24 protein-coding genes are annotated in these 25,272 nt (G+C 56.8%); 11 read left to right on the top strand and 13 right to left on the bottom strand.

Features of this window, described 5'->3' with window-relative positions; all coding sequences use genetic code 11:
• Positions 1–117: 117 nt before the first annotated feature.
• From CU100_RS24510 to CU100_RS24500, 3 genes are all read left to right on the top strand, one after another.
• Positions 118–1,701: a GMC family oxidoreductase gene (locus CU100_RS24510; RefSeq protein ID WP_106719270.1), complete on the top strand. Its 1,584-nt coding sequence runs from the start codon at positions 118–120 to the stop codon at positions 1,699–1,701.
• Positions 1,702–1,821: 120 nt separating this feature from the next.
• Positions 1,822–2,808: an aldo/keto reductase gene (locus CU100_RS24505; protein ID WP_106719269.1), complete on the top strand. Its 987-nt coding sequence runs from the start codon at positions 1,822–1,824 to the stop codon at positions 2,806–2,808.
• A gap of 6 nt (positions 2,809–2,814) precedes the next feature.
• On the top strand, positions 2,815–3,687 hold the full coding sequence (locus CU100_RS24500) for an amidohydrolase family protein (protein ID WP_106719459.1): 873 nt from the start codon (positions 2,815–2,817) through the stop codon (positions 3,685–3,687).
• A 41-nt stretch (positions 3,688–3,728) separates the two neighbouring features.
• On the opposite strand, the gene CU100_RS24495 is transcribed toward CU100_RS24500, so the two are convergent.
• The 5 genes from CU100_RS24495 to CU100_RS27015 all read right to left on the bottom strand — a co-directional run bounded on the left by CU100_RS24495 (position 3,729) and on the right by CU100_RS27015 (position 10,020).
• Entirely contained in the window at positions 3,729–4,967 is a 1,239-nt protein-coding gene (locus tag CU100_RS24495; protein ID WP_425515814.1) for a glycosyltransferase, read from the bottom strand.
• A gap of 181 nt (positions 4,968–5,148) precedes the next feature.
• The gene (locus CU100_RS24490) at positions 5,149–6,915 is read right to left on the bottom strand and encodes a TRAP transporter large permease (RefSeq protein ID WP_106719268.1); all 1,767 of its coding nucleotides are present in this window, start codon (positions 6,913–6,915) and stop codon (positions 5,149–5,151) included.
• Entirely contained in the window at positions 6,908–7,489 is a 582-nt protein-coding gene (locus CU100_RS24485) for a TRAP transporter small permease subunit (RefSeq protein WP_106719267.1), read from the bottom strand. The genes CU100_RS24490 and CU100_RS24485 overlap by 8 nt, the downstream gene beginning before the upstream one ends.
• A gap of 162 nt (positions 7,490–7,651) precedes the next feature.
• The gene (locus CU100_RS24480; protein WP_106719266.1) at positions 7,652–9,562 is read right to left on the bottom strand and encodes a potassium transporter Kup; all 1,911 of its coding nucleotides are present in this window, start codon (positions 9,560–9,562) and stop codon (positions 7,652–7,654) included.
• A 299-nt stretch (positions 9,563–9,861) separates the two neighbouring features.
• Positions 9,862–10,020, bottom strand: a complete 159-nt coding sequence (locus CU100_RS27015) for a hypothetical protein (RefSeq protein WP_170113964.1) — start codon at positions 10,018–10,020, stop codon at positions 9,862–9,864.
• 481 nt (positions 10,021–10,501) lie between these two features.
• On the opposite strand from CU100_RS27015, the gene CU100_RS24470 reads away from it, so the two are divergent.
• The 4 genes from CU100_RS24470 (at position 10,502) to CU100_RS24450 (ending at position 14,011) form a co-directional block, all read left to right on the top strand.
• A complete protein-coding gene (locus CU100_RS24470) occupies positions 10,502–11,251 on the top strand; it encodes a Crp/Fnr family transcriptional regulator (RefSeq protein ID WP_170113963.1) in 750 nt (249 codons plus the stop codon).
• 996 nt (positions 11,252–12,247) lie between these two features.
• The gene (locus tag CU100_RS24460; protein WP_106719262.1) at positions 12,248–12,463 is read left to right on the top strand and encodes a DUF1127 domain-containing protein; all 216 of its coding nucleotides are present in this window, start codon (positions 12,248–12,250) and stop codon (positions 12,461–12,463) included.
• A gap of 35 nt (positions 12,464–12,498) precedes the next feature.
• A complete protein-coding gene (locus tag CU100_RS24455; RefSeq protein ID WP_106719261.1) occupies positions 12,499–13,653 on the top strand; it encodes an MFS transporter in 1,155 nt (384 codons plus the stop codon).
• A 106-nt stretch (positions 13,654–13,759) separates the two neighbouring features.
• Entirely contained in the window at positions 13,760–14,011 is a 252-nt protein-coding gene (locus CU100_RS24450) for a hypothetical protein (protein WP_106719260.1), read from the top strand.
• A 14-nt stretch (positions 14,012–14,025) separates the two neighbouring features.
• Here the strand turns inward: CU100_RS24450 and CU100_RS24445 are convergent, their stop codons facing one another.
• Complete coding sequence (locus CU100_RS24445) at positions 14,026–14,640, bottom strand: pyridoxamine 5'-phosphate oxidase family protein (protein WP_106719458.1); 615 nt, start codon at positions 14,638–14,640, stop codon at positions 14,026–14,028.
• Positions 14,641–14,764: 124 nt separating this feature from the next.
• On the opposite strand from CU100_RS24445, the gene CU100_RS24440 reads away from it, so the two are divergent.
• Positions 14,765–15,661: a LysR family transcriptional regulator gene (locus tag CU100_RS24440; protein ID WP_106719259.1), complete on the top strand. Its 897-nt coding sequence runs from the start codon at positions 14,765–14,767 to the stop codon at positions 15,659–15,661.
• Positions 15,662–15,663: 2 nt separating this feature from the next.
• On the opposite strand, the gene CU100_RS24435 is transcribed toward CU100_RS24440, so the two are convergent.
• The 6 genes from CU100_RS24435 to CU100_RS24410 all read right to left on the bottom strand — a co-directional run bounded on the left by CU100_RS24435 (position 15,664) and on the right by CU100_RS24410 (position 21,726).
• A complete protein-coding gene (locus CU100_RS24435) occupies positions 15,664–16,038 on the bottom strand; it encodes a helix-turn-helix domain-containing protein (protein ID WP_106719258.1) in 375 nt (124 codons plus the stop codon).
• 72 nt (positions 16,039–16,110) lie between these two features.
• Positions 16,111–16,290, bottom strand: a complete 180-nt coding sequence (locus CU100_RS24430) for a hypothetical protein (protein WP_342588329.1) — start codon at positions 16,288–16,290, stop codon at positions 16,111–16,113.
• 50 nt (positions 16,291–16,340) lie between these two features.
• Positions 16,341–17,894: an adenylate/guanylate cyclase domain-containing protein gene (locus tag CU100_RS24425; RefSeq protein ID WP_245419229.1), complete on the bottom strand. Its 1,554-nt coding sequence runs from the start codon at positions 17,892–17,894 to the stop codon at positions 16,341–16,343.
• A 3-nt stretch (positions 17,895–17,897) separates the two neighbouring features.
• Positions 17,898–18,263 carry a response regulator gene (locus CU100_RS24420; RefSeq protein ID WP_106719256.1) on the bottom strand — a complete coding sequence of 122 codons (366 nt, stop codon included), beginning with the start codon at positions 18,261–18,263 and terminating at the stop codon, positions 17,898–17,900.
• 11 nt (positions 18,264–18,274) lie between these two features.
• The gene (locus tag CU100_RS24415; RefSeq protein ID WP_170113962.1) at positions 18,275–20,986 is read right to left on the bottom strand and encodes a response regulator; all 2,712 of its coding nucleotides are present in this window, start codon (positions 20,984–20,986) and stop codon (positions 18,275–18,277) included.
• Positions 20,983–21,726, bottom strand: coding sequence for a Tll0287-like domain-containing protein (locus CU100_RS24410; RefSeq protein ID WP_106719254.1), 744 nt, complete (start codon positions 21,724–21,726; stop codon positions 20,983–20,985). The genes CU100_RS24415 and CU100_RS24410 overlap by 4 nt, the downstream gene beginning before the upstream one ends.
• Before the next feature lie 165 nt (positions 21,727–21,891).
• Between CU100_RS24410 and CU100_RS24405 the strand changes: the two genes are divergently transcribed.
• The 3 genes from CU100_RS24405 to CU100_RS24395 all read left to right on the top strand — a co-directional run bounded on the left by CU100_RS24405 (position 21,892) and on the right by CU100_RS24395 (position 24,515).
• Positions 21,892–22,236 (top strand): ArsR/SmtB family transcription factor, encoded by a 345-nt coding sequence (locus CU100_RS24405; protein ID WP_106719253.1) that lies wholly within the window; start codon positions 21,892–21,894, stop codon positions 22,234–22,236.
• Entirely contained in the window at positions 22,233–22,712 is a 480-nt protein-coding gene (locus tag CU100_RS24400; RefSeq protein ID WP_106719252.1) for an SRPBCC family protein, read from the top strand. The genes CU100_RS24405 and CU100_RS24400 overlap by 4 nt, the downstream gene beginning before the upstream one ends.
• Before the next feature lie 204 nt (positions 22,713–22,916).
• Positions 22,917–24,515 (top strand): FAD-dependent oxidoreductase, encoded by a 1,599-nt coding sequence (locus CU100_RS24395; RefSeq protein WP_187445975.1) that lies wholly within the window; start codon positions 22,917–22,919, stop codon positions 24,513–24,515.
• Between the two features lie 40 nt (positions 24,516–24,555).
• On the opposite strand, the gene CU100_RS24390 is transcribed toward CU100_RS24395, so the two are convergent.
• Positions 24,556–25,056 (bottom strand): hypothetical protein, encoded by a 501-nt coding sequence (locus CU100_RS24390; protein ID WP_106719250.1) that lies wholly within the window; start codon positions 25,054–25,056, stop codon positions 24,556–24,558.
• Positions 25,057–25,272: the final 216 nt, after the last annotated feature.

Genomic DNA, 25,272 nt, shown 5'->3' with positions numbered 1-25,272 from the left:
AACACGATAACCATACCCTTTCTCTTGACGCTTCACAAGAGACTTGAGATTGTAGGTTCTGAAGGTTGCCGGTGCTCTGCCAGTTCCAAAGCTTACATCCGGCATGGGAGGATTTGAATGTCCGATTATATCATCGTTGGCGGCGGCTCCGCCGGCTGCGTCATGGCTGCGAGATTGTCAGAGGATCCGAGCATATCCGTCACGCTGATCGAGGCTGGTCCGCGCGATACGAACTTCTACATCCATCTGCCTGTAGGGTTTTTCAAGATGACCGCGGGCCCATTGATCTGGGGCTATGAAACTGCTGCAGGGCGCGAGATCGATGGCCGCACCATGGTCTATCCGCAAGCACGGGTTCTGGGTGGTGGCAGTTCCATCAATGCGCAGGTATTCACGCGCGGGTGCCCGGAAGATTATGACGCCTGGGCTCTGGACGAGGGATGCACCGGCTGGTCATTCAAGGACGTGCTTCCGTACTTCAAGAAGTCTGAAGGCAATGACACATTCGTCGGCGATTACCACGGCAATGAGGGCCCGCTCGGCGTCAGCTTTTGCAATCCGCACCCGCTAACCCGAATATTCGTGCAGGCTGCACAACAGGCGGGGCTGCCTTTCACTGCCGATTTCAACGCTGCCCATCAGCAGGGGACCGGGTTCTATCAAACTACGACGAAAAGGGGCAAGCGCAGCAGTACCGCCGTCGGCTACCTCAAGCCTGCGCTTGGTCGCAAAAACCTCACGGTTCGAACAGGCGTTTTCGTCAATCGTATTGTCATCGAGAACGGACACGCAAGAGGCATCGAAATCATCGAGCATGGCAATCCTTCAATCCTGCGGGCTGAACGGGAAGTGATTGTGGCAGCGGGTGCAATTGGCTCGCCAAAACTGCTGATGCTTTCGGGAATTGGCGATGCGAGGCATCTCAAAGCCAAAGGTGTCGAAGTCATTCATGATCTCCCGGGTGTCGGGCAAAACCTGCAGGACCACATGGATGTCGATGTGCTGGCGGAACTCTCGGGACCTTATGGCATTGATCGCTACAAGAAGCGCCGTTGGCAATTCATGGCCGGTCTCGAATACACACTGTTCGGCAAAGGACCCATTGCATCCAACATTGTGGAAGGCGGCGCTTTCTGGTGGGGCGACAAGAGTGAGAAGACGCCGGATATCCAATTTCATTTTCTGCCGGGCGCGGGTGTAGAGGAAGGCATCGGTTCGGTGCCTGGAGGCAATGGTTGTACGTTGAATTCGTATCATGTCCGGCCGCGTTCGCGTGGTTCGGTCACCTTGCGTTCATCCGATCCGCGCGATGCGCCGATCATCGATCCGAACGCCTTCTCGGAGCCCTATGATCTGGAACGGGCCATCGACGGGATAATGTTGAGCCGCGAGATTCTCGCGCAGCCCGCCTTTCGGCCATTCATTCGCCGTGAACACCTTCCCGGCGATGCGGTAACGTCGCGGGAAAGTGCTGCTCTCTTCGCCAGACAATATGCGCGCTCCGCCTATCACCCTGTCGGTACATGCCGCATGGGAACAGGGGAGGGAGCAGTTGTCGATCCGCAACTTCGCGTTCGCGGCATCGAGGGGCTGCGTGTCTGCGACAGTTCGATCATGCCAAGGCTGATCTCCTCGAACACCAACGCCGCCACTGTCATGATAGGAGAGAAAGCTGCCGATATGATCCGCAATGGCGCATAAAGAAGCGTTAAGATCATGTTACCGGGTTGTCGTACAATCAGATATTCGATATGTATTGGAACACTGCGTTTGATGCGCTGCAGGTGAGATAACGACACGGCGCCGACAGGGAGTTGACACATGCGAATGAGAGATTTTGGACGCACTGGCCGCAAGGTCAGTGAAATCGGTTTTGGTGCGTGGGCTATCGGTGCTGCCTGGGGTGAGGTGAATGACGAGGAGGCGCTGGCGGCGCTTCATGCGGCGCTCGACAGCGGTGTCAATTTCATCGATACCGCCGACGTCTATGGTGATGGCCATTCGGAACAGTTGATCGCCAAGGTTGTCAGGGAGCGCGGCGGCGAAAGACCGTTCATCGCCACCAAGGCAGGCCGGCGCCTGCCGGAACAGACCGTTGCCGGCTATAGCGCCGAGAACCTTTCGAATTATATAGAGCGCAGTTTGAAGAACCTTCAAACCGACACGCTGGATCTGGTGCAGTTACACTGCCCGCCAACGGACCTTTACTATCATCCGGAAGTTTTCGAGCGACTCGACAAACTCGTCCAGCAGGGCAAGATTCGCAACTACGGCGTCAGTGTCGAGCGCGTTGAAGAAGCCCTCAAGGCCCTCGAATATCCGGGCGTCGTCAGCGTGCAGATCATCTTCAATGCATTCCGCCAGCGTCCGGCCGAGCGGTTCTTCGACCTTGCCAAGGAGACGAAGACGGCGATCATCGCCCGTGTGCCGCTTGCCAGCGGCCTGCTTTCCGGCAAGTTCAAGCGCGATACGAAGTTCGCCGAGAACGATCATCGCCATTTCAACCGCAATGGCGAAGCTTTCGATGTTGGTGAAACCTTTTCCGGTGTTCCTTATGAAAAAGGCCTAGACGCGGTCGAGAAGGTCCGTGCCCTCGTTTCGGGCGACACGACAATGGCCAAATTTGCATTGCGCTGGATCCTGATGTTCGACGCGGTCACGGTTGCAATTCCTGGTGCCCGCAATCCTCAACAGGCGCGCTCGAATGCCGAAGCAGTCGAACTTGCTCCGATAACCACTGACACGATGGAAAAGATCAGGGAAATCTATCAGCAGGACATCAAGCCCTATGTGCATCAACGCTGGTGATTGAGCATGGCATCTCCGATTATCGATTCACATCAACATTTTTGGGATCCGGCAAGTGGTGGTGACTATGGGTGGCTGAGCGGTCCCTTCGAGCCGCTCAACCGAAAGTTCGAGCCGCGCGATCTGCACCCGGCTTTGCAGGCCAACGGTGTGGTTGGAACTATCCTCGTGCAGACCTGGAATGATCTCGGCGAGACCTGGGACTTCATCGAAACGGCAGCAAACACCGATTTTGTCGCTGGCGTGGTCGGCTGGGTCGATCTGACCGATCCGCACGTGGCAGATACGCTTGCGGAACTCCAGCAAAGTCCGAACGGAAAGTGGCTCGTTGGTATACGGCATCTGATTCAGACGGAACCCGATCCGAACTGGCTTTTGCGCGACGATGTACGCCGAGGTCTTCAGGCAGTGCAGGATGCGGGTCTGGTCTACGACCTCGTTCCCAACCTTCCTCAACTCCCTTCGGCGATCGAGACGACGAAAACTTTTCCCGAGTTGCGCTTTGTTCTCGATCACATGTCCAAGCCGAACATCAAGAACCGCGAGTACGATGAGTGGGCCGAGCTCATGCAAGGCTTCCGCAGGGAGCGGCGGCATGTCTGGTGCAAACTGTCAGGTATGGTCACCGAAGCCGATTGGCACGATTGGACGCCAGCTGATCTGAAGCCCTATGTGGATCATGTCCTTGAAATCTTTGGTCCCGACCGCTGCATGTTTGGCACCGATTGGCCGGTCTGCCTGGTTGCCGGCAGCTATGATGATGTTATGGGTGCCTTGCGTGAAAGTCTGCCGGATTTGACAGCGCAACAACGCGATCAGATTTTCGGCGGATCGGCCATCGAGGCGTACAAGCTGCCGGCTTTCAATCATGAGCCTTGAACCAATCGTATCAAGCGATATTATTCGCAACGAGAGCGGCTTCAATAAACGCCACGGCAGCTGCCGTCTTCCTTGCGGATTGCCGTCCCGATCTCATCGGCTTTTCGCTGGACCGCATCACTGTCCATTGCCTTAATCGCCAATGCCAGATCGTGGGCTGAGAGTTTCTTTCGCTCGAGCGGTTCTGGACCGGCCCCCAATGAGGCGATGCGTTTGGCCCAGAAAGGTTGATCCCCAAAAAAGGGGCAGATTGCGCTAGGCTTTCCGGCGCGCAATGCGGCTGCGGTGGTTCCGGCACCTCCATGATGGATAACACCTGAGACCCTAGGAAATACCCGGTCATGCGGCGCGCCTTCGATTATGTGGATATTCGGGGAGGTGGCTCCTGCCGACAAGGCACCGCCACCTGTAGCCAGTATTCCGCGCTTTCCGGTCATTGCCAAAGACTCCATAACAAGGTTTGTCAGCTTTTCAGGATCAAGGCCCGGCATGCTTCCAAATCCGATATAGACAGGAGGATCGCCATCACCGAGGAACGCGGCAAGGGGTTCGGTAGGCTGCCATGCGCTGCTATCGACAAACCAATATCCGCTGACAAGGACGTCGCTCCCCCAATCCGGCGGCACCGGCACCACATGCCTGCTGTAGGCATAAAGCGTACGGGATGGAAAGGAAGAAGCGGTCCGGTGCTTCGAAAGATGCAGCGATGTTGTCCGCCACTGTCTGATCAATTTGCCGAAGATTAACTCTGCTCCCTTGATCGCCAAAGTGTGGCTTGCCTTGTTAAGTGGTCCAAGGTTTGAAAACGGCAACATCGGACTGGGAAAGTAGGATGTCGGTGTAAATCCTGGCAAAGGAGAGGCGAGTATTGAGGGAACACCAAGCGCCTCCGCGATGTGAGGGGAAGCGATGGATTTGGGATGATGGACGATGACGTGTGGCGCGAACTGTTGAAGCGCGCTCCATTCGGCGTCAAGGAGCTGACGCATCATCGGTCGCACATGTTGGAGGAGCTTGAATCCTGCACTGAACCCCTTGCCACTCGCCAAGGCGGACCGTCCCTCGGGCGTATCGATCAGTGCCAGCATACTTCCCGGCAGGGGCACGAATGGTATTTTGTACTCACATGCCATTGACGAGAATTGCTCCGGTCCGGCAAGCTGGACCTCGTGGCCGCGGGACATCAGCCCAGAAGCAAGAGCGATGTATGGCTGCACGTCACCTCTCGTGCCGTAAGTTTGAATTGCAACCCGCAACGCTATCCTCCATGGGCCAGTCACGTTGGTCGTGACTCAAGACCCTGTCGTAAGCAAAATCAGCAATCGTCACGTACCTTGAAGAAAGGCTCCGACAGGCGCCTGTGATCGCCATGTTCCCCGCCAAGGTTCCACACCGCGCAAGTCGGACGTTTGGAAGCCGCCAGCGCTGTAGCCTGACCAGACTTCCAAACCATAGCAGACGCTACATTTTCGGCGGCTCGTTCAAGTTCGGTGCCGGCGGCGCGGGCACAGCGGGATCAGTTGCGGGCTTGCCGAAGGGTGGTGAACTCAGATCGTTGTCAGCCCCGCCACCAAGGCCCCCGCCCAATCCGCCACCCAGACCGTTGCCTTGGTCGAAACCTGGGATTTCGATCTTCATTGTTGCAGGATCTGTTGCAGGACCCGTGCCTTTGTAATGCATCACCATCTGCGGGAATGCGATCGTCAATCCTATCATTATTACCTGAATGCAGACGAAGGGCACGGCGCCCCAATAAATCTGACCCGTGGTGACGGGCTGGATTTTCTTTCCGGTTATCTTATCGAGATAAGGCACTTTTGCCGCGACGGATCGCAGATAGAACAAGGCGAAACCGAAAGGCGGATGCATGAAACTCGTTTGCATGTTGATGCCAAGAAGAACGCCGAACCAGATCAAATCGATCCCGAGTTTGTCGGCAGCGGGCGCGAGCAGAGGCACGACGATAAAAGCGAGCTCGAAAAAATCGAGGAAGAAGGCAAGGAAAAATACCAGCACATTGACGACGATAAGAAAGCCGACCTCACCGCCGGGCAGGCCAACCAGCAGATGCTCGACCCATACGTGACCGTTCACGCCATAAAAGGTCAACGAGAAGACGCGTGCCCCTAGCAGGATAAACATCACAAATGATGACAGCCGCGTTGTGGAGGCTAGAGCTTGACTTATGACGCTCAAGCTCAGTCTTCCCTTTGAGGCCGCCATGATCAAAGCGCCCACCGCGCCCATTGCGCCACCTTCGGTAGGCGTTGCAATGCCTAGGAAAATTGTGCCGAGAACGAGAAAGATCAAGGCAAGTGGCGGTATCATGACGATGATGACTTGCTGGGCCAAGCGCGACATCAGGTTAAGTTTGAGCGTCCGGTCAACGAGAGCAAACCCATAGATGATAACAATTGCAAGCGTAGCACCCCAAATATCGGCGTTCGCTCCGGCAAAAGTCGCGAGCAGGCGGCTGGCTGCATAGGCACCAGCACCGGCGATGGCGAGTGTGACGAGGAGGGAGGCGATGCCAGAGCCCAAAGTACGGGCTTCGATAGGAAGAGCTGGCATGGAATCCCGCTTCCAAAAGGTCATCAGTAGGATATAGCCGACATAGAGCCCGGTAAGAACAAGACCGGGAATAAGTGCACCATGATACATATCTCCGACCGAACGGCCCAGCTGGTCGGCGAGAACGATCAGCACCAGCGACGGCGGTATGATCTGCGCCAACGTCCCAGAGGCCGCAATGACACCGGATGCAACGCGGCGGTCATAGCCATAACGCAGCATGATGGGCAGCGAGATCAGGCCCATTGCGATCACGGAGGCAGCGACCACGCCAGTGGTTGCCGCAAGCAGCGCCCCAACGAAAATAACGGCATAAGCCAAGCCACCTCGGACCGGGCCAAACAGCTGGCCAATCGTATCGAGAAGGTCTTCGGCCATGCCGGAGCGCTCGAGGACTATGCCCATGAAGGTGAAGAACGGAATGGCAAGAAGAGTTTCATTGGACATTGTGCCCCAGAAGCGCTCGGGCAACGCATAGAGCAAGGGCCAGGAGAGCGTAATACTTCCGTTGGAATAGGGTGCCAGTTGAACGCCCACGAAAAAGAACAGCAAGCCGTTGGCCGCAAGGGCAAACGCCACCGGGTAGCCGATGAGCATGAAGATGATCAGGGAAGCGAACATGATTGGCGCCATGTTTTGCGCTATAAACTCAATCATTGCGGGCCTCCGCCAAGGCCACTTCCTGTTCCGCAATTTCCTCGCGCGACATCGGCGGTGCGGGATCCGGGATATCTCCCCGGATCACTGCAATCTTCTTGATGATCTCCGAAATCCCTTGCATGGCGAGGAGGACGAAGCCAATCAACAAGACAAGTTTGGCGGGCCAGAGAATCAACCCGCCGGCGCTGGAAGACACTTCGCCGCTATTGTAGGAAAGCCTGACGTAAGGAATGAAGTAGAAAATCATCAGAATTACGAACGGCATGAGAAATACCACATGTCCGAACAGATCGATCCAGTGCTGCACGCGCCGGGAAAAAGCTCCATAAACGATGTCAATGCGAATATGTTCGTTCTGCTGGAGCGTATATGCGGCAGCGAGCATAAAGGCGCCGCCGAAAAGGTACCACTGCAGTTCCAGCCAGGAATTCGAGGACATATTGAAGGTCTTGCGAACGACCGCATTACCGGCGCTGACGATAACCGCCAAAAAAATGAGCCAAGCTACATAACGCCCGATCAGTTCGTTGATTCGATCAATTGTTCTCGATAACGCGAGTAAGGCCGACACAGATTTCCTCCCCATGAGCTTCGACTTAAGTGGAATATTTGCTTGTCACGTTATCGGCGATTGGTCAAATAAAGCTCTTCCCTAATGGCATTTGGCATATGGCGGTGTCCCAGGCGATATAGATCAGAGTACCCGGTCTGCCGGGCAGGCGAGGAGTGCAACTCAAATTGTTGTTTGGATCCCTAGTTCGACTACGCGCCCCGTAGGAAGACGGAAGTAATCCGTCGCACTGGTGGCATTGCTGGCAAGCGCGATGAAGACGCGATCCTGCCAAAATGGCATTCCGCCTTTTGCTGCCGGTATCAATGTGCGCCGCGACAGGAAGAACGAGGTCGACATGATGTCAAACTTCCAGCCAAGCTTTTTGGCAAGGATAAGGGCGCGCGGCACATTTGGCGTTTCCATATAGCCGAAGGTGATGATCGCCCGGCTGAAATGCGGCGTGAAACTTTCGTAGAAGATCTTGTCGTCGTCGGCCACAAACGGCGTAGGAGCTGTCACCACGCTCAGTATGACGTTTTTCTCATGCAAGACCTTGTAGTGCTTCAGGCTATGAAGAAGGGCGGTTGGTGCCCCCTCAACATCGCTGGTGAGGAAGACTGCCGTGCCTGGAACGGTTGTCGGCTTCTTTTTCGTCAGGCTCTCGATTACAGTTCGCAAGGGAATTTCATCTGCCCGTGTTTTCACCAGGAGCAACCGGCGTCCGGCCATCCATGTTTGCATCAGGAAGGCGACGGTCAGGGCGACCACAACCGGCACCCAGCCGCCTTGGGCAAATTTCGCTATGTTGGCGACGAAAAAGCCGGTGTCGATAATCGCGAGCGGAATGATAACGAGCAAAGCCAGCAACAAAGACCATCGCCAGATCCTGCGCATAACGACGAACAGCAGGGCGACCGTGATGAGCATCTCCCCGGTAACGGCTATACCGTAAGCCGCGGAGAGCGCACTGGAGCTTCTGAAACCGATGATCAGGATAATGACGCAGATCATAAGCAGGGTGTTGACCTGCGGCATATAGATCTGGCCGGACTGCGTCTCCGACGTATGCTGAACATGAAAGCGCGGCAGCAGATTAAGATGCATAGCCTGGCGTATGAGAGAATAGGCGCCCGATATCACGGCCTGACTGGCAATCACGGTGGCAGCCGTTGCCAAAATGACCATGGGCATACGTGCCCAGTCGGGTTGCATCTCAAAGAAGGGATGCCCGGCAGCAGGATTTGTCAGTACAAACGCTCCCTGTCCGAAATAATTCAGCAGCAGGCAGGGAAAAACTATGGCGAACCAGGCGACGACAATGGGTCTACGGCCAAAGTGTCCAAGATCGACATAGAGCGCCTCGGCACCGGTTACGGCGAGAAAGACTGCGCCCAGAACAGGAATTGCTATTTCCGCGTGCAAAACCAGAAATCTGATGCCGTAATAGGGATTAACCGCCGCCAGAATCGACGGCTGCTCGACGATATGAACGAGCCCCGAGACACCCAGAGCGACGAACCACAGCGCCGTAATCGGACCGAACACGGAGGCGACACGCTCCGTTCCAAACCTCTGCACGAGAAAGAGTGCAAGGATGATGGCGACCGTGATGGTGACGATCCAGTGGGCCAAGGTAGGCGCTACAACCTCCAGACCTTCAACAGCTGACAGAACGGAAATTGCGGGCGTTATGATGGCATCACCGATAAACAGCGAGGCTCCTATGACGCCGAGTACAAGGACCCACAACGGCTTGTTTTTAAAGCTCTGTTGCGCCAGCGCAGTCAGGGATAGTGTTCCGCCTTCGCCATTGTTGTCAGCCCTGAGCACGAAGCTGACATATTTGATCGTCACCACGGTTGTAAGCGCCCATACAATGAGGGAGAGCAAACCGAGGACCTCGAGCGGGGCGAATGAAACGTTCAACGAGCCTGACGCATGCAAGGCTTCGCGAAAGGCATAAAGCGGACTGGTGCCGATGTCGCCATAAACGACGCCCAATGCCCCGAGCACCAGAAGCGGCATCCCGCGTGAACCGTTAGCGGAGCTTGAAACTTGCGGATCCCTGGCGCGCAGCTCGGTGGAAATCAATGGAACGTCCTCATCTGATTAGGGGTAAGTCCGCCGCCCGTCACGGTCAAGGTGAGCGCCTCAATTAGATGATGCCTCCAGGAGTTACAACACGCATCCGGACAGGGGCCCGTGTCTTGTTCGCGCTTCCTTGCCGCTCTTTCCTCTATCGCGCGGCAAACGACGCCCGTACATCCCAGTACCGCCCCCCGGTAGGCAATATTGCTTACTGAACAGTTCCGCCGTTGCTGCATAGCAACAGATCCAAGCTCTCTCAAGCACGGAGATCGGCGACACAACCTCGTTGGCCGATGGACCTCCTAATTCTGGCCCTCAGGCCCTTTATCCTTGTCAAGGCCAACTTCCGCGTTTGGCTCGACCGAGCCTGGCGGCGGATCCTGACCGGAACAAAATGCCAGTGCTGCCAGGAGTGAAAATATTGCAACAAGTGCCGGGAGCACCAGGTATCGCTGTCTCATGACCGACTCCGGAATTATCGAGGCCTGGCGCAAAACCACGCGATCTCGGCGGTTGAGCCCAGCCTCGGCCCTGCGACCAGATTCAAACCTGATCGAGTCACCAATGTTCCCGATTAAGACAGCGATAGCTCTGCCCGCGCGCGCAACCAGGAATTATAGTAAAAGTTCCTCGGTTCACGCCTTCACCGGAGCGTTGTCCGCCGCATCGTACAGATTCACATTCTACTCGGACCAAGGGGAGCGTGCTCGCACCGAGACGACTTCCAAGGCCGCAAGCTTCTTCAGCGATGCCTTAGATTAGGAGACTCGAGTCGAGTAGTGTATGATGTCTTCAATCAGGGAAGCGGCTCAATGTTCTGAGCTCAATTATATTGCCCACCCTCTTTGTGGCGATAACGTTTCCAGTCTCTGCGGCATGCCCCCCAGGATCAAACAACGATCCTGAAGCATCAGGCCAGCTATGCCTGGTGGAAAGATTTCGATGTCCATTCAACAATTTATGACCATAAACAGGTTGCTCAACGGCCTTAGGGCTGCTGATTTCGCTCTATTGGAACCGCATCTCCGTTACCGCAACTTTGCGCTGAAGGAGTATGTCGAGCGCCAGGGCCAGCCGATAGACTATGCCATCTTTTTCGACTCTGCCATCGCATCGACGGTTGCAAGCAGCCCCGGCGGCGAAGATGTCGAGGTTGGTCTCATCGGATTTGAAGGAATGTCCGGAACGGCATTGGTGTTACGAGGGGACACGGCGCCGCTCGACACCTACGTCCAGTCGGCTGGCTATGGTTACGCTGTACCGGCACGCGCGTTTATGGCGGCGGTCAAGCAGAGCCGCACTTTGGAGGCGAGACTGCTGCTATACATACAAACCATGATCGTCCAAGCCTCGTCGACGGCTTTGGTCAATGGCACAGCCGATGCGGAAACAAGGCTGGCCCGATGGCTGCTGATGCTGCACGACCGTAGTGCAGGATCGAACATTGCCATCACCCACCAGTTCATTGCGGTGATGCTGGCAATGCATAGGCCGTGGGTTACCGAAACGCTGCACGTGCTTGAAGGCAAGCATTTGATCCGTTCCACACGTGGCAATGTCCAGATACTCGACCGAGCCGGTTTGATTGCCGAGGCAAGAGGTTTTTATGGCATGGCGGAGGAAGCGTACGAACGGATTATGGCTCGTCGGGATGCGCCAAGCGGGGCTGATCTCAGGATTGTGGAAAGTTGATAAATCACCCTGCAAGGAACTTCCAGCAGTAGTCACATTTACCCTGACGCTACACCGGAGAGCTTCACTCTGATTCTCGGGATCGCTCCTGTTGTCGAGATGCATCTAAGAGATTGGATTAATTGCCGTTTCTATTTTTCACGGTTATTCTTGCGTTGCTGCCTGCCCAAACCGACCCCAATACTTATGGCAGCACTGGGCCGAAGCCGACTTAGTAGAACGCGCACTAGACCGCCTTTCGCTTTGGCGCTTCGGCCACTTTTTTCGCCTATCAGATCGTCCGCAGCTTTGCCGGCTCGTAAAAAGGCCCGATCAGCAGGTAGGGTGTTATTCAGCTGATCGGGCTAATGGCCCTCAAAAGGACCTGCCGACGGGGGTCGGAACAGAAACGTATCATCTATTCCATGACAGACAATCAGACCAATGGCCCCAGAACGACGGCAAAGGTCTTACTGGACAGGGAACCTCGGAGAGAATTGAGCGTTCGTGGTAAAGAAGTTCACGGGGCTGGGAGCCTATGAGAAGGAAGGGACAGCCCCGAGGCCTCGCTGAGGTCTTCCGGAGAGCAACCAGGCGTAAAGAACTCCCCGAGCACATGCAGAGTGGCCATGATCTCCCCGAGACGGACGAACATTTTGCGCAGCTCCTGCGGAGGCTGGACGTGGCCGAAGCGAGGCAGGTAAAGTACCCTGTGCCTTTTCAAAGATCACCCGGTTAGCCACATATGCCTGTGGGCAATCTCTGAGCATCGAGAATCCCTCATCGTCTCCCCATTTCCGCGCCTTGTTCGGCAATTTCCGGGTCTTCGCATGAAGTCATCGCAAATCTAAGCACTGCTTTTGCTACCGACAAATTACGTCGGTGCATCTGAAGTCCGATTGGCAAATTTTTAGAACTATTAGGAAGCGCTTAATTACGGCGTCACGCGCATCGTGCAGAATTCATTTCTACTTCCAGAGCGGGTATCTGGACCCTCGAACGACATGGAGCTATGTCATGAATCACACTTTCAAAGCGCGACACGCGGCGATAGCGCGATGGCACTGCAGCGTGACGAACCTACGAGACATTATTGCCACCTGGCGCGAGCGAAGCCGTTTTCGCGGCGACCTCGAACAAATTTCGAGAGACAATCCATATCTGATCGACGATATCGGTCTGACCAAACGGCAGGTCGAGGCGGAACTCGCCAAGCCCTTCTGGCAAGTATAAGCAAGTTCTGAAATGACACCGGCGCCGAGAGAACGATACCGCTACAAGAGGAACGAATTCCCCTGGCCGCGTTGGCGGGCATCATTGCCACCGTCACCGTCTTCGCCGTGGCGCAGGGGCTAACCTATCCGCTGCTCAGCTTCATCCTGGAGCGGCAGGGGACGACGCCCGGCCTGATCGGTCTGTCTGCGGCGATGACGCCGCTGGGTTTCATCATATCTGCGCCATTGGTTCCGGCGATGGCACTGCGGCTGGGCGGGGCACGACTTGCGATCCTTTGTTCAAGCATGGCGGCAGTTGCCCTGATCGCTATTGGCTGGACGCAGGAAGTCTGGGCCTGGATGCCGCTGCGCTTCCTGCTCGGTTTCTTCGCCAACCCGCTTTACGTCATCAGTGAAACCTGGCTCATCTCGATTACGCCCGCTGCACGCCGGGGTCGTATCATGGGGCTCTATTCCTCCATCGTTTCGGGCGGGTTCGCTATTGGCCCGCTGTCCCTCGGTCTGGTCGGAACGCAGGGATGGCCGCCCTTCATGATCGGCATCACCGCCTTTCTTTTCTGCGGCCTGACCGTACTTGCGGTCGTGCCACGCCTGCCGAAGATGCCGCATGAAGGGGAGCCAACATCGGTCGCCGGCTTCTTCAAACTTGCGCCCCTGCTGTTGTTCGCGGTTTTTTCCGCAGCCGCCTTCGAGCAGACCGTGCTGTCCATGTTTGCGGTCTATGGCGCCGCATATGGCAGCGGCGAGGAGCGTATTGCTTCGCTCATTACCTGTTTCATCGCAGGCAATGCCGTCCTGCAAATCTTGCTCGGACGCTTGGCCGAACAGGTTGGCTCCGGGCGGACAATGTTGTTTTGTGTACTCGCTGCCCTGGCTGGTTGCCTGCTCTTGCCGCTTGTATTCAACTCATGGCTCATATGGCCACTCGTTGTCGTCTGGGGCGGCGTTTCGTTCGGCATCTACACTCAATCGCTGATCCAGCTCGCCGAGCGATTTACGGGTCATGCTCTGATCGCCGGTAACGCCGCCTTCGCGTTTGTATGGGGGATCGGGGGCATCGTGGGCTCGCCTGCGACAGGCCTCACGATGCAACTGATCGGCCATGAGGGGCTGCCATGGTCGCTTGGTCTGTTGTGCTGCGTCCTGGCAGTGTTTTTGATAGCTGCGAGGGTGGACAAGGCCTCGTAGCCAAATTGCTTAGGCAGTTTTGCAATAAATAGTCCAAACAGTCTATTACGTTTCCGCCGCGAATCCTGGATTGATTCGATCAGGGGTTACGTTATGGGCAGCAATAATGAACGAAAAACTGGGGCAGCTTATAAGCATTCTTAGAGAACAATCGGACGAAATCGCACAGCTCAATATGGATTATGCAGTCGAGCGCACGCTGGTAACGGGAGTGATGTCACTTCTGAGTGCACGTGGTCTCCTGTTGGATGTCGATTTTGACGAGATAGCGAGCATAGGTTCGACAGCCGGGAATTCACGGTTTTCGACTTTGCTGCAGAGCCGGATTGAAAGCCTGAGGACAGAGGCGGTGGCATAAGCCACCGCGCGGCGTCAGGCTTCTGCCCGCAAGCGGGCGAGTTCTGCTTCGAGCATTTTGATACGCTCGTCGCGCTCCGCCAACAAAGCGGCTACGTCGCTGGCTTCAAAACGCACGGGAATATGCTGAGGACAGTTCATGTCCCATGCGGTCACGGTGAAAAGGATCGCCTGCTCAGGTCGAGCACGATAGCCCTCCGGCATCAGGCGTTGCAACAAGTCCAGATCACCCTCTACGGTCCGCGCCTCGCCCCATAGCTTCACCCTCTGGCGATTGCGGTAATCGATGAGGAAAAGGAATGCTTTCGGATTATCCGCAAGGTTGCCCGAGGTTATGTACTGCCGGTTGCCCGTATAGTCCGCAAATGCAAGCGTCTTCTCATCCATAATCCGCAAGAAGCCGGCTGGCCCGCCACGATGCTGAATATAGGGCTGGCCCTGCGCGTTGACTGTGCCAAAGAAACTGCTGGTCTGGCCATGGATGAAATCAGCCAGATCGGGCGTAATGCCGGTTTGCCACGAGCCACGCTGCTCCATGCTTTCATAACCATGGCGCGAGCCCTTGCGGGTCTGGATTGTTTTGACGGTCGGCGTAAAGGCGACATCGCTGGAATACAAATTTTCGGGCATGTGAACCTCGAATATCCAAACTGCCACTCAGGAAGAATGGCGGAGGCACAACATAGGCTCTTCCATCCAATTGCTGTAGATATGATAAGCTGGAGCTAACCTCCAATAAAATGGAAGGATGAAGATGGATCGCCTCGACGCAATGGCAGTGCTTCTTTGTGTTACGCAGACAGGCAGCCTTTCCGCCGCCTCCCGCACGCTCGGCATGCCGCTCGCCACTGTCAGCCGAAAAATCTCCGACCTCGAGGCGCATCTGAAGACGCGCTTGCTCATTCGGTCGAGCCGCCGCGTGTCGCTCACCGACGCGGGCCGTGGCTATATCGAGGCGAGCCGGCTCATTCTGGAGCAGGTGGAACAGGCCGAGCGGGCTGTCGCCGGCGAGTACACTACTCCTAGGGGCGATATGACGATGACCGCGCCTGTAGTCTTCGGCCGCGTCCACGTGCTGCCCGTCGTGATCGAGTTTCTCAAGATTTATCCCGACATCAATCTGCGGCTCAGTCTCAGCGACCGTCAGGTCAATCTGGTGGAAGACCATATCGATCTTGCGCTGCGGATCGGCAATCTGCCGGACAGCAATCTTGTCGCGACCCGAGTCGGTTGGATTCGCCGGGCAACCTATGCAAGCCCCTCATATCTTGCGCAGCGGGGAGTGCCCGAGCGGCCAGAGGATCTGCATGGCCATGATTGCATTACATTCGAAGGTTTGAATTCACCGCAGACGTGGACCTTCATGAAGGGCAAAAAGGAGATAATCGTCCCGGTCCATTCCCGGCTGAGCGTGAGCACGGCCGATGCGGCGATCGACGCGGCGGTGGCAGGTCTTGGCGTGACGAGGCTTTTGTCCTATCAGGCGACACGGTCCATCGCCGCCGGCGAATTGCAGATCGTCCTCGAGGCCTTCGAACCGGAGCAGTGGCCGGTCAGCCTGATCTATGTAGCGCAAGGACTGGTACCGCTGAAAGTGCGGGCATTCCTGGATTTTGCCGTGCCAAAGCTAAGGAAGCAGGTCGTCGGATGAAATCACGCAAGCTCGTCCACGGTGATGCCGAGTGCAGCCGCGATTTTCTTGATGGTGTCAAAGCTTCCGTCCCTTGCCCCACTCTCAATTTGCGAGAGAAAGGCGGCACTGATTCCCGCTTTTGCAGCCAGTTCCCGCGCTGACAGATTGCGAAACTCACGCCACACTTTGATCTTGCTCTCTCCATCTATGATACGATCGGCAAACGCAGCCGGTATCAATTCCTCAGTCCCTGACGATAGTCTTCGGTGAAATTCGTCATATGCGGCAACATCGGCGGTCATTTCTGCCGCATCGACAAGGCGCTCATATTCGGCAAGTGGCAATATCGCCAGCCGGTCCCCGCTTGGAGTTGTGATAATATCAGGTTTGACCATCTCAGTTTCCATATACGCCGCCGCGCGGGCCGATAGCTTCGATGTGCAGAACATTTCCGTGGTCATCGAAAATCACACGCCAGTCCTCAACACGAAGGCGATATCCAGGCCCTGAAGCTTGACGACGTTACGCACCTGTGATGTCGGATACTCGGCATACTGGACGATTTTCGAGCGGATCAGCTTCGCTGTGTTCAACGGCATTCGGCTCAGCGCTTTCAACGCAACACGGCTGTAAGCGATGTTTTTCATGTTGTATGCGTAAAGCAAACTTCAAGCCAATAGAGAGCGGATCGACGACTCTACAAAAGCAGGTATGTGGGATATTTACCGATCCCGTGGATATCCCTGATTTCGTGGTGGCACTCTCCGAAATCCGGGCCGAGCGCGTCGAACGTGCTTTGGGATATCTGGATACGCCCAGGCGTCCCGCAGGATTCCATTCGGCTGGCAACGTTCACCGTGTGACCCCACACGTCGTACACAAAGCGTTTGCGGCCTATCAAACCAGCGATAACCGGTCCGGTGTTTATTCCAATGCGCAGATTGAGGCGCGGTTCCGAACCCGTGGTCCGGCACATCTCGGCCAGCATTGCCCTTGCGAACGCCACGGCCGCCTGTGCGTGGTCGGGTCGCGGGTCGGGTATCCCTGCTGCAGCCATATAGGCATCGCCAATGGTCTTTATCTTCTCGACACCATGCTGATCGGCAAGTTCGTCGAAACGGGAAAATAGTTCACCCAGTCTCTGCAGCAACTTGATGGGCGGGGTCCGGGCAGCAAACTGGGTGAAATTGACAATATCTGCAAAGACGATGGTGGCCATATCGATGCGATCGGCGATAACTTTTTCACCATCGGCAAGCCGCTTTATCACCTGTCTTGGAAGGATGGCATCGAGCAGCGTGTCCGCGCGTTCCTTTTCGAATTCGATCTGTGCGAGATACCGTCTTTCGCGCTCACGCCAACGGCTGCGTTCAAGACAGGCGGTTATGCGGGCGCGCAACAGGACCGGATCGATGGGCTTGTGCAGGTAATCCTCGGCTCCCGCCTCGATGCAGCGGATAATGGCGCCATCATCCTTCAACCCCGAAATCATGATGACCGGGATTTCGCGCAAGCGCTCATGTGACTTGAGACGGCCGAGAAGTTCAATGCCGTTCATGTCCGGCATCAGGATATCAGCCAAGGCCAGATCGAACTCCTGGGTCTCCAGGATGCTCAGGGCCTCCTCGCCGGAACCGGCGGCGGTAACAAGATGGCCATCGCGGGTGAGGCGCCTGTTCAGAAGGTCGCGGTTCGACGCTGTATCATCGACGATCAGGATACGCCCGGTCTCGCTGGAGGAGCGGACAACACGCGCGGCAATGGTCCGTACCAGATCGGCCGCTATGGTCACGTCAACATGATCAGTGAGCTTTTCGCGGGGGTCGTCGGAGAAAACGTCCAGCTTTCCATCGATCTGCTCCAGCAGGAACCGGCTTTCGAGAATGATCTTTGCGATATCGTCGGCGATGCTTGCGGAAAGGCTCCCTGCGAATTCTTCCATGACCATCTCCGAATAGCCGAGAATGGCGTTCATCGGGGTTCGCAGGTCATGGCGTAATTCGCTGTCGACCGCGAAGACGCCCGAACTGCCGGAAGCCTCGGTATCGAGCAGGCGCTTGATCAGGTCGTTCAGATCGCGCGCAGCGGCGAGAACCTTGTAGAGGTCGGGCAACGCATCATGGGGCCCGGAAGCCTGTACATCCTCGATCACCAGTTCCTGATAGCCCAAAATCGCCTGCGCCGGGTCGGCGATCTTTTGCACCAGCCTTGCGACGTAGACGCGGCGGCCCATATCCGTGGAGATCGACACGGCTCAGGCTCCCGTCAGTCTGACGATCTTGTCGAGAAGCGCAGGCAACTCGATCGGTTTGGTGTCGTAATCATCGCAGCCGGCTTCCATAGCCTTCTCCCTGTCCCCGGCCATGGCGTGGGCCGTGAGCGCGATGACAGGAATGGCGGCGGTAACGGGATTTCCCTTGATGCGCCGTGTCGCCTCCCAGCCGTCGATCACAGGCAGGCTCATATCCATCAGGACGAGGTCCGGCCTGCCGCTCACTGCAGCTTCGACGCCGGCGAGCCCGTCCGTGGCGATGATCACCTCATATCCCCGCCGCTCCAATCGGCGCGAAAGCATGTCGCGGTTCATCTCATTGTCTTCGACGAGAAGAATCTTGACCATATTCAGCTCCCTCAAGCATCTTCGCGAAGCGGCACGTGCCGCTTCAAGGCTGCGATCAGGTCGGCGCGGCCTTTTGTTCCTTTTCGGACAACCTCACTCGCACGCGTATTGAGCCAGGCCAGTTCGTCCCGCGTCAAATCCTTCGAGGTCACGACGACGACAGGGATGTCGACCAGATCCGTCCGGTCCTGGATCGCCCGAAGCAGGGCAAAACCGTCCATGTTCGGCATCATCAAATCGAGAACCATTACCGTCGGGCGTCCCGCCTCAAGCTCCGCGAGCCCGCGCTGGCCATCAATTGCCTCACGCACACGCCAGCCCTCGCGGGCCAGCACCCGGCGGAACAATTCGCGCGTTGCGGGATCGTCGTCGACAATCAGCACGTCGTGCTGCCCGGTACCTGCGACCGCATTCAGCATTTCAACGAGCTGGCGCGGATCGATGGGCTTGACCAGGTGGCCCGCTGCACCGAAGGCCATTCCCATCTCACGATCCGCGACGACCGTTGCGAGGATCACGGGGATATCCCGCAGTGCCCGATCCGACTTGATCTCGCGCAACACCGACCAGCCGTCCTGGCCCGGCATGATGACATCGAGGATGATGGCGTCGGGGCGCGATTTGCGTATCTTTGTCATGCCCTCCTCGCCGCCAGCTGCTTCGATGACGTTGAAACCTGCGTTGCGTACCGCTTCCGAAATGAACTTGCGTGCCCGTTCCTCATCGTCGATGACCAGAACAGTTCCACGCATTGCGTTGTCGGGCAGCTCCTCAGGAGCCGCTTCCGGGGCGAGGGGTGTTGCACCATTTGCCGGTATGGTGAAACGGAAGGTCGATCCTTCGCCGAACTTGCTTTCCACCTCGATCGTACCGCCCATCATCTTGATGAAATGCTGGGTGATCGCGAGGCCAAGGCCGGTGCCGCCGTAGTTGCGGGTGGTGGACGCATCGACCTGTACGAAAGCCTGGAACAGTTTTGTCTGCTGCTCCTCGGTCATGCCGATACCATTGTCGCTGACCGCGAACTCAACCAGATCGCCGGTTTCCCTGTCATGATATCGCCTCACCGAAAGGCGGATCTCGTCGTTCTGGGTAAATTTCGCTGCATTGGAAAGCAGATTGAACAGGTTTTGCCGCAGCTTGGTTTTATCGGTCTCGATTTCGTCTGGTTCTACCGATGCCTCGATCGTGAGGCGATTGCCCTTCTTGGTGATGAGCGGAGCTACGGTGCTCTCCACGTCTGCCAGAAGCTGCTTTACGCTTACAGGCTCGATGTAGAGCTCCATCTTGCCTGCCTCGATCTTCGACAGATCGAGAACATCGTTTATCAGTGCAAGAAGGTGACGGCCGGACCCCATGATCTTGCCAAGGTCAGCAACGAACCCCGGTTTGTCCCAATCGCTTGCATCCTCCATCAGCATCTCGCTATAGCCAATGATGGCGTTGAGAGGCGTTCGCAATTCATGACTCATCGAAGCGAGGAAACGGCTCTTTTCCTGGCTCGCGACTTCCGCGCCGCGCCGTGCCTCCTCGAGCTCGGCCTGACGATGCTTCAGATCAGTGATGTCCGTATACACCGCAACTGTGCCGCCTTCGGGCGTCTTCCGCTTGGCAACGCGTATCCAGGTGCCGTTGGAAAACTGCCGCTCCATGGTGCCGTGCGGATCCCGCTGGCGTCGCATCGCCTCTTCGAGCCAGGTCTCCCGTTCAGCGCGATCTATCTCGGTCCGCCCGCGCTCCGCCTGCGCCCGCATGATGTCCTCGAAGCTTGTTCCAGGCTTCATAAGGTCAGCCGTCTCGGGAAAGATTTCCAGATAGCGCTGGTTTACGAGAACGAGCTTGTCCTCTGCGTCGAAAAGGGCAAACCCATCGGGGATGGTCTCGATGGCAGTTCTTACGGTATTGCGCTGGTGTTCAGCAGCCGCTTCAAGGGCCCGCCGCTCCGCCTGACCATCACGCAGCAGCCGCAATGTCGTCGCAAGCCGGCCAAATTCGTCGCGCCCTTCGGGAGGCAGTTCGACATCCTCGCGCCCTTGGGTGAGTTGAGCCATTGCTCTGTCGACGCGGCCAAGCGGCACAAGAATTGACCTGAGCACGAGCCACGTCATTATCGCGCCAACGATCGTGATTGCACTGACGGAGATCATGGCGCGGCGAAATGTATTTCGCATGGTAGTGATGGCCATGTCCCGCGCGGCATCGGCTTCGGTTTCAAGGCGCGTCCCGAGCGCCGTCAGCACCCCGTCGATCTCGTCACTATAGTTTCTTGCCGAGGCCAGCCGCGTGTTGCCGATCACGCGATTGTCGGCCGTATAGGCATCAACCGCCTCCATTGCCTGATCGTAATAGGCCTTTGCGCCTTTCTCGATCATATCGGCGGCTTCGGGCGCAAACTCCCGGATTCGTGCCAGATCCTCCTCGAGCGCGGCTCTTGCCGTCGCGGCACGGCGCTCCGACAATGTCAAAAGGCTGACCGACAGGTCGGTCAGCCAATAGCGCATTTCGCCAAAATGCCGATGTGCCTTGGCTGCTTCGCTGAACATGTGAAAACGTGCATTTGCCGCCGCGACGCGTCGCTGATTGTCAAGCAGATCGTGGCCCATGAAGGCAACGCTGAGAAGGAGTGCGCCCAGGAGACCCGCCGAAAGGCAGATGAGCCGTAGCGGTATCTTGCGCTCCAGCAAACGCCCGATGCGGGATCCGATGGCGTTGAAGGCGTTCATTTGAAGAGCGTGATGCTGATCGCACCGCCCAGGTCGCCTTCGGCGCCACCCTCTTTCGGATAGCCGGAAATGTCCACTTCGCCCTTGGGCTGACCATGACAAGTGAGACATGACTTCGAGTAGTATTCAGGTATGAGCATGCGAAACGACTGGCGCCCCTTCATTGAAACTTCCTCGACGAAGGGTTTGCCCTTGGGCCAATCGGGTGCCAGAAATTTGGTTTCTATTACCTGCTGCTCCCACTCATCGGGAAGCGCCTTGCGGTTGCGCACGAGATCCTTTGGCGCCGTGACCTTCATCTTTGCCTCGTTGCCAACTTTCTCTTCGAAGCGCTCGTTGACCAGACGGGCGAAGGTCGCAGGAATGAACCCCTTGAAGCCAACGCCTTCCGTATTGATCAATTTCTGATGCTCGTCCACGACTTCGCGCAATGCCGCGACCTGTGCATCGAACAGCCGCTTGTCCTGAGCGTCGAACGTGTTCTCGGGTGCAGGGTCCCCCTTGGCAAAGATTTCCAGCGCTTCATCTGTAACGCGCTGGCCAGTGAGGTTCTTGTCGCCCATCGATGCATCATTGATGATATTCTGGTGACTTGAGATGACGTTCCGGCCCGCGCGCAAAAAAGCAGCAAGCCGCTCTCCCGTTGCGACATCGTTTTCGCTATCTGCTGCAACCGCGCCGGCAAAAGCGCAAAGCACAACTCCTGCTAGAAAAACTCCGCACGTCAGACCGCGATGCATGGTAGTTCCCCGTATTTTTTATTGATTATAGGAGCAAGTGTAGCAGACGCGAGAAGAATTCAAAAGCGCCCCATTTGGGGCAGGCCACGCGCTGGTTGCAGATGCATTTGTCTCGGCACGATAGTTAGCTCTTGCGCTAAGTATCAGGACATGATAGTTAGCCATATGGAAAACTATTCGACCCAGTTGAACGATATATTCCAAGCGCTCGCCGATCCCACCCGTCGCGCCGTCCTGAGCCGGTTGGGGAAGGGGCCTGCAAGCATCAGCGACCTGGCCGATCCTTTCGACATGGCTTTGCCATCCTTTTTGAAGCACATCCATTTCCTCGAAAGCAGCGGGCTCATCCAGACGCGCAAGCAAGGTCGCGTGAGAACATGTGTGATCAAGAAGGAACGGCTTGCCGCGGTGGACGCATGGTTGTCCGAACAACGTGCACTTTGGGAAGACCGAACCGACAGGCTCGAGCAATTTGTTACTGACGCCGACAAGAAGGAAAGACAAGAATGAGCCAGACCGTAGATCCAAATCTCGACCTCGTTATTTCAAGGGTGATCAAAGCGCCAAGATCAAGCGTCTGGAACGCGTGGACCACTGCGTCAAGCTTTGAGCAATGGTGGATTCCAGCACCGGCCAAGTGCAGGGTTGTTGAAATGAATCTTCGCCCTGGCGGCGCATTGATCACCGAGATGAGTGAAAACGGCGGCGATTTCGTTCCCCATCTGAGCGGCTGCTTTCTCGCTCTCGATAACCTTGAACGGATTGTCTTCACAAACTCTCTTGTCGGCGGGTGGAGACCTGCAGAACAGCCGTTCATGACGGCGATCATTACCCTGCAAGATCATTCATCGGGCACCGGCTATCGCGCCCACGTGATGCATAAGAACGGTTCCGACCGGAATACTCACGAAGAAATGGGCTTTTTCGACGGGTGGGGGACAGTTGTAGAGCAACTGGCCAGCCTTGTTGAGCGTCAGCCGACATAGATAGTCCAAATGGCATTACGATCCCTAATCATAACCAGCGCCTGATTTAAATAATCCGTCGGTTCCGGGTACTAGCACCAATCGAATGATGAGGGGCCTCCACCAAAGGACTACGCCACGTCACCCTTCGCGGCGCATTCATTTCGCGCCGTGTCGAGCGTTATGATGAACAAGGTTGCTCGGGGGAAAGGTGGCTACAATTCCATGTTTATCGATGCCAGAGAACTGCCAGGCGGGTCTGTTCTGGATGCGGCGATCTGCATCGTCGGGGGTGGGGTCGCAGGTATCACGCTTGCACTCGAGTTTGCACGCCGCGGTATCGAGACATGTGTCCTTGAAGGCGGTGGGCTCAAATTCAACGCCGCATCGCAGTCGCTCTACCGGAGCGAGAATGTCGGTCTCGCATACGATCTCCACGCGAGCAGAACCCGGCAATTGGGAGGCAGTTCCAATTGCTGGGGAGGCTGGATCAGGCCATTTATTGACATTGATTTTGAACGAAGGGATTGGGTGCCGAATAGCGGCTGGCCATTCGACCGGACGGAGGTCGAGCCGTTTTACCAACGCGCGAACGACCTCGTCAAGGTCAACGACCACAGCTTCGAGCCGCAATTCTGGCGCGAACACCTGTCCGTCAAGCAAGTGCAACTGCTTGAGCTGAACGATGGATCGCTTGAGACGATCGTGAGTAAATTCAGTCCGCCGACCCGCTTCGGCCGGGACTATCGTGCGGCGTTGGCTGCTGCTGCAACAACCAGAGTGCTACTCAATGCGAACGTGACCGAGATAGAGACCAGCGAAGATGCCGCAACGGTTACCGGCGTCCACGTGGAGACGGCCGAGCACAAGAAGATATTCGTGCGGGCTAAACGTACGATTCTTGCGGCAGGCGGCGTTGAGAATGCGCGTCTCATGCTGCTTTCCAACAAAGTCGCCCAACAGGGAATTGGCAACCACTACGATGTTGTCGGGCGCTATTTCATGGAACACCCGCGCATCCGGCAAGGACAGATGGTGCCTCTGAACAATGCGGCGGCCTTCCGGTTCTATGATGCCCGCCACACCTATCACAATCCAGATCTTGCAGTGGATGGCACCAGCGCCAGCGCACATTTCGGATTGGCGGAGCAGGTGCAGCGGCGGGAAAAACTGGTGCAGTGCCGCACCTATTTCCGCGCGTGCCGTTCAGGAGAAGACAGCGACGTCACAGAGCGGTTTCATGAGCTCTATAGTGCCATAAGATTGAAGAACTATCGCGACATCAAATTGCGGACCTTTGCGACGGTTGCGCGCGGGAGCCCAAATCTGATGGCGTCGTTGCTCTACCGAAGGCTGAGGCTGGCGGCAAAGTCGGACTACTTCCAGATCGAAAGCGTTGTCGAGCCTGTCCCGGACAGGGAGAGCCGCATAACTCTTTCGCGGCAACGTGATAGTCTCGGCCTCAACCGGGCCGAACTGAATTGGCGGGTTGGCGATCTGGAAAAACGCACACATCTGCGAATGCTGGCTTTAATGAAGGCCCAGTTCGAAGCTGGGGGCATGGGGCGCGTCGACCTCGAGCGGGCCGATGCGGGTCTACAGCTCCCCATCATCGGCTGCAATCATCACATGGGAACGACGCGCATGCACACCGACCCCCGACTGGGCGTGGTCGACCGGAACTGCAAGGTACACGGCATCCATAATCTTCACGTCGCCGGCAGTTCGGTATTTCCGACCTGCGGCAACGACATGCCGACTTTGACTATCGTCGCTCTGACATTGCGCCTAGCCGACCACATCACGGCGCAGGACGGCCTTTGAGCCGGGCGGCCAAGGGTTTCACCGGAATTGTGAAACTGTGTCAGCGGGTAAGGGACTGCAGGCGACTTTCGTCGGTTAGTGTCGCTGTGCGGTTGATGATCGTGCGGCCTTTGGCGTCACTCATGAGATAGCGGCCGTCCTTTATGCGTTCGCTCATGCCATTCCTGTGACGAACTTCGATAGGACCGTCGCTTGCCGCCCGGCCAGGCGCTGCCGAAGGGGACCGGCCGGGGCCGGCAGCTGCAGAATTGCCCTTGCCACCGGCATTGCCATTGTTGCCGCCAGCGTTGCCGGAATTGCCACCAGCGTTGCCGGAATTGCCACCAGCGTTGCCGTTATTGCCACCAGCGTTGCCGCCGGCGTTGTTTCCACCACCGCCATTGCCATTGCCTCCGCCATTATTGCCGTCCTTTGCGAGGGCTGCCTGGGGCTGCAAGGTGGGGAAATGACCGTCGAAAGTGAAGGTGTAGGGCGCCAGCGCCAGCGCCGTTGCCAGCGCGGCGGTGCAAAGGACGGGTACCGGTCTCGTGCGGGCAGGCATCGTGCCTCCTGTCATTCCGGACCTGGCGGGCGGGAAACCCGCTGCCTCGGGGGAAGAACTCCATAACTCAGATAACGACGGCTTGCCGTCGCGTAATCAGACTTAGGTCTGACCATGCCGGGGCATAGGTCCGAAACAGGCCGGACTGGAGGCCCACTGGCGGAACGAGGCTGCCCCTCTTTACGTTTGCTTGCGGTTTTGCCGCGCATTTCTCCG

The sequence above is a fragment of the Phyllobacterium endophyticum genome, assembly GCF_003010935.1.
GTDB classification, from domain to species: Bacteria; Pseudomonadota; Alphaproteobacteria; order Rhizobiales; family Rhizobiaceae; genus Phyllobacterium; species Phyllobacterium endophyticum.
Note: the sequence above shows the minus strand (reverse complement) of the source record. Positions and strands in the feature narration are given on the sequence as shown.